Source organism: Spiroplasma sp. AdecLV25b (genome assembly GCF_030913225.1).
Lineage (GTDB): Bacteria > Bacillota_I > Bacilli_A > Mycoplasmatales > VBWQ01 > Spiroplasma_E.
In genome coordinates, this window is record NZ_JAQYTS010000046.1 from 1 (window position 1) to 4,406 (window position 4,406).

3 protein-coding genes and 1 rRNA gene are annotated in these 4,406 nt (G+C 24.3%); all 4 read left to right on the forward strand.

Features of this window, described 5'->3' with window-relative positions; genetic code table 4:
• Positions 1-132 precede the first annotated feature (132 nt).
• Positions 133-1,284 (forward strand): leucine-rich repeat domain-containing protein, encoded by a 1,152-nt coding sequence (locus RDJ14_RS04545; RefSeq protein ID WP_308150177.1) that lies wholly within the window; start codon positions 133-135, stop codon positions 1,282-1,284.
• A 253-nt stretch (positions 1,285-1,537) separates the two neighbouring features.
• On the forward strand, positions 1,538-2,605 hold the full coding sequence (locus tag RDJ14_RS04550) for a hypothetical protein (RefSeq protein ID WP_308150178.1): 1,068 nt from the start codon (positions 1,538-1,540) through the stop codon (positions 2,603-2,605).
• A gap of 154 nt (positions 2,606-2,759) precedes the next feature.
• A complete protein-coding gene (locus RDJ14_RS04555) occupies positions 2,760-3,872 on the forward strand; it encodes a hypothetical protein (RefSeq protein WP_308150179.1) in 1,113 nt (370 codons plus the stop codon).
• A gap of 403 nt (positions 3,873-4,275) precedes the next feature.
• Positions 4,276-4,406, forward strand: a 16S ribosomal RNA gene (locus RDJ14_RS04560); the annotation flags it as partial.

A 4,406-nucleotide genomic window follows, 5' to 3' on the forward strand; every position in this document is an offset into this window, starting at 1 on the left:
CCTGTCCAATCACAATTTTATAATCCAAATATTATGTTTATTTACTTACCTTTATCATTTACAGTTGATGGTTATTCTACTTTAATTACCCAATCAAAGCTATAAAATTAAGATAAGGAGATTTATGCAATTATGAAAAAATTATTAACCACATTATCTTTAATGATTATATCATCAATTTTTTTATCAAATACTAACTTTAATAACCAAAATATTAGTAAAAGTAATAATTATCCTAATCAATTAAAAAATAAAAATTGTAATAAACAAATTAAAACAATAATCAACAAATCTCTAAAAAATGATGATGAAACTAGATGTTATTTGAATGAGTATATTAGCGATTCAAATTTAATTTCTCGCATTCAAATTTCATTAAGTGCTATTATTCATAATGATAGTAATGGTATTTTTATTTACCAAAATGATGTTAATAGTGTAACTGCTTTAGATTTATCAAACGCTGATGTTAGCAGTTTTATTGGATTAGATTATTTTCCACATTTGACTGCACTTAATATTGCTAATAACAATAAAGTTATTAACTTAGGTGATTTAAAAATGGTTTTAAATCAGTTAATAGTGCTTAACATATCTGATAATTATGTTAGTGATATTGGGAAAATTATGTTTTTTATTTCGTTAAAAGAATTAGATGTTTCAAGTATGAAAATAAGTAAGAAATTTAAATTTGATTGGAAAACTGTATTTTTTTCATTGTCTAATGTTCAAACTCTTTCAAAGTTAGTTTTATCTAATAATACAAACGTTACTGATCTTAATGATTTATCTAATTTAACTAATTTGACACAATTAGATTTAAGTTGTAGTAATATTTCCGAACTTTCATCTTTATCAAATATAAAAACACTAAAAGAATTAATCTTAAACCATAATAATATTTCCAACGTAAGTGACTTATTCCAATTAACAAATTTGGCACAATTAGATCTGAGTTATAATAATATTTTAGATCTTTCATCATTATCAGTATTTAATAATTTAACTGATTTGAATTTAGCAAATAATAAAATTTCTGATTTAATATTTTTATCTAATTTGACTAATTTAAGTAAATTAAATTTAACAGCTAATAATATTTTAGACCTTAATCCATTGTCTTCACTGGTTAATTTAGTGTCTTTAGATTTAACTGGTAATAATATTTTAGGTCTTTCATCTTTGTCGATGATTAGTAGTTTAAGTGAATTAAATTTAGCAAATAATAAAATTTCTGATTTATCACCTTTAGTTAAATTAATTAATTTAATTTGAGACAATTAGATTTAAGTTCAAATTTTATCCCAGACACTGATGTAGCGTGATTACCAATTCATACATTACCACATTATGATTCTAAATGAGATAGTCAAGATGTCAGAAAAAGTCAAAGAAGTTAGATTAAATTTTTTATTCTTAAAAAGAGTTTTTATGAATAAAATTTATAAACTAAAATAACGTTAAAAGGCATACGCCAAAAATTCTTTTAATTTTATAGAAAAGAAGAGATTTAAAAACAAAAAAGGAGAAAAATAATATGAAAAAATTCATGAGTTTGTTTGCTATAAGTATTTTAACAAATAGTTTGGTGTCTTCTACAATTAATTTAACAAATAATACAAAATTAGGACAAGAAATAAAACAAAATTTAGGTATGATTAATAATCCTTTTATTAGTGAATTTAGTAATTTATCTGATGTTGATGTTTATAATTCTGTAGTTGCTTCAGATGGAACAATTTATGTAGGAACAGATAAAGGGGTTTATAAGACAACTGATGGAACAAACTTTAGCCAAATGAACGGATTAAATATTGGTATAACATCAATTAGTTCTGATAAAAATGGAACAATTTATGTAGGAACAGCATATGATGGTTTATATAAATCAACTGATGGAACAAATTTTACACCAGTATCTGGTATTAATTTTGATATTTATTATATTAATTGTATAGCGATTGCTCCTGATGGAACAATTTATGTGGGAGCAGAGGCATGATCTAGCGATAAGGAAGGTTTGTTGTATATAAGTAAGGATGGAACAAACTTTACATCAGATACTGGTATTTCAGAAATCATTAATGATTTATATATATCTGATGGAACATTATATTTTACTACGGGGACTTATAAAACCAAAAGAAGTTTATATAAAGCAAATTTGTTGGATTACTTGTTGGATATTAAAAAATCTTACTATTATGGAGATAAGTATAATGGACTTGTTTATAATCAAGAACAAAAAATTAATATTAAACAAGAATATTTAAAAAATGCTGTATTAGATGGAGCAACAATTACTATACCTGCAACTAATGTTAACTTAGATAAGGGTACACATACTTTAATTTTAAATTTAAAAGATGAATATAAACAATACATTAACTTATTTGGCGGAAATAGTAGCACTGGTCAAATTAGTTATAATTTTTGAATTAAAACTGCGATTGATAGTAATGATTTGAATTATTTAACTAATTCAGGTGATACTGATTTGTTAACTGGTTTAATTTCTGATTTAGGTAATACTATTAATTGTCCAATTATACAAACACGTACTAAATACAGGAAGCGGTATTCATGTTGCTACATTAAGTATTAATTTAAACACAAATATCATTGATTATACTAATAGTTTTTTCATTTTAGGAACGATTGACAATAGCAATAATTTTATAGTTACAGGGAATAAAAAATCTATAAGTAAAGATACAAATATTAGCGTTGATGGAAGTTATCACTTACATTTAGTTGATATGGTTGGTAACTCTTATGATTCTTATTTAGAATTAGGACAAACAAACTGAAAGTTAAATGGCCAATTTGATGATAAAGATTTAAATGATAAAGCAAACAAGTTAAATGTGACAGTTGATAGTCATTCAGCAAGTCAAGAAGTAAAGCAAGAAGCAAATGGGTGATTAAATAACTATAAAAACACTGTTAATATTATTTTTAATAATAATGTTAATTTTAATGGTAAAGGGTTTAATATTGTACCTGATGATTTAGCAGATGGATTTAAGACATTTTTAGATCATGTTAATTATGTTGATAGTTCAACAAAAGAAGTTATTAATCAAAGTAAATTAGATACAGAAATAGATACAATTGCTAATCAAAAATTACAAGATGGTTTATCTGGTTTACCACAAGATTTAAATGTTGATACAAGAAATATAATTAACAAATCAACTTTAGATAGTTATACAAGTTGAATTAATGGTTATCAAAAATTTATCACTGACAATAAAGACCAATGAATTAATCAAATCATCGCAATTGCTTCAAGAGGTTTTGCTAGTTCAGAACAAATCCAACTAATCCAACAACACATAAATCAAGTTGGAATTAAGAGTTATTTAAAACCAATAACTTGAACTTCTAATAGTTTTAATTATTTAAAATCAAGTACTATTGATGATGACTATTTAAACCTAGTTCAATTAGATAAACTTCAAAGTGATACTATTACTTGAACGAATTCAAATTTACCTGATATAAATCAAAAATTTGAAAATGCAGTCACTAATGCAGAAAGTAATGTAAATTTACACGGTTATACTATTAAACAATTATTAAATGGAAAAGAGTTGCCGAAAAATAAGGGTGAAATTGATAATTTTGCCAATGGAATTAGTTTTCATGATTATTTACAAACACAAGCTAATAGTAAATTTCATGGATGACAATTACAAATGGGATTAGGAATTGGATTGCCACTACTTGGTGGTGCAATTATTTCTTACTTAATTTTTTATTGAAAATTTAGTGCAAGACACAATCCCATAAAAAGAACTAAAAAAGCTTTTAAACCAATTTCTGATAAAAACTTAAAAGAAAACATCAAGCAAAAAAAGAATAAATAAGTGAATTTATTTTTTGAAATTATTTCTTTTATAATTGATTATTTCCATAATTATCATTTTATTCATAATTATTTGTATTTGTGTTTTATATTATTATTATTACTAAATTTAATCGTAAGTATTGATATCTCTTTTTTATTTCAAAAAGAGATATTTTATTTTAAAAATGATTATCATGACTGAAAAAGAAGTACTTAAAATTAAGTAAAAATTATTTATTTTTTTCTTGTAATTATATTGACATTGATTATTGGTTGCTGTAGTATTCCTATTGTGACCAAAAACAAAATGGTCATAAACCAGAAAAAACGATCTTTGAAAACTAAATAGAACAAGAATTAATCCGTCAATTTTTATTAAAAAATTAAATAAGTTAGATATCATTCTTTTAACAAAAAACAATTTTATTGAGAGTTTGATCCTGGCTCAGGATTAACGCTGGCGGCATGCCTAATACATGCAAGTCGAACGGAAGTAGCAATACTTTAGTGGCGAACGGGTGAGTAACACGTATCTAACCTACCATTTAGTGGG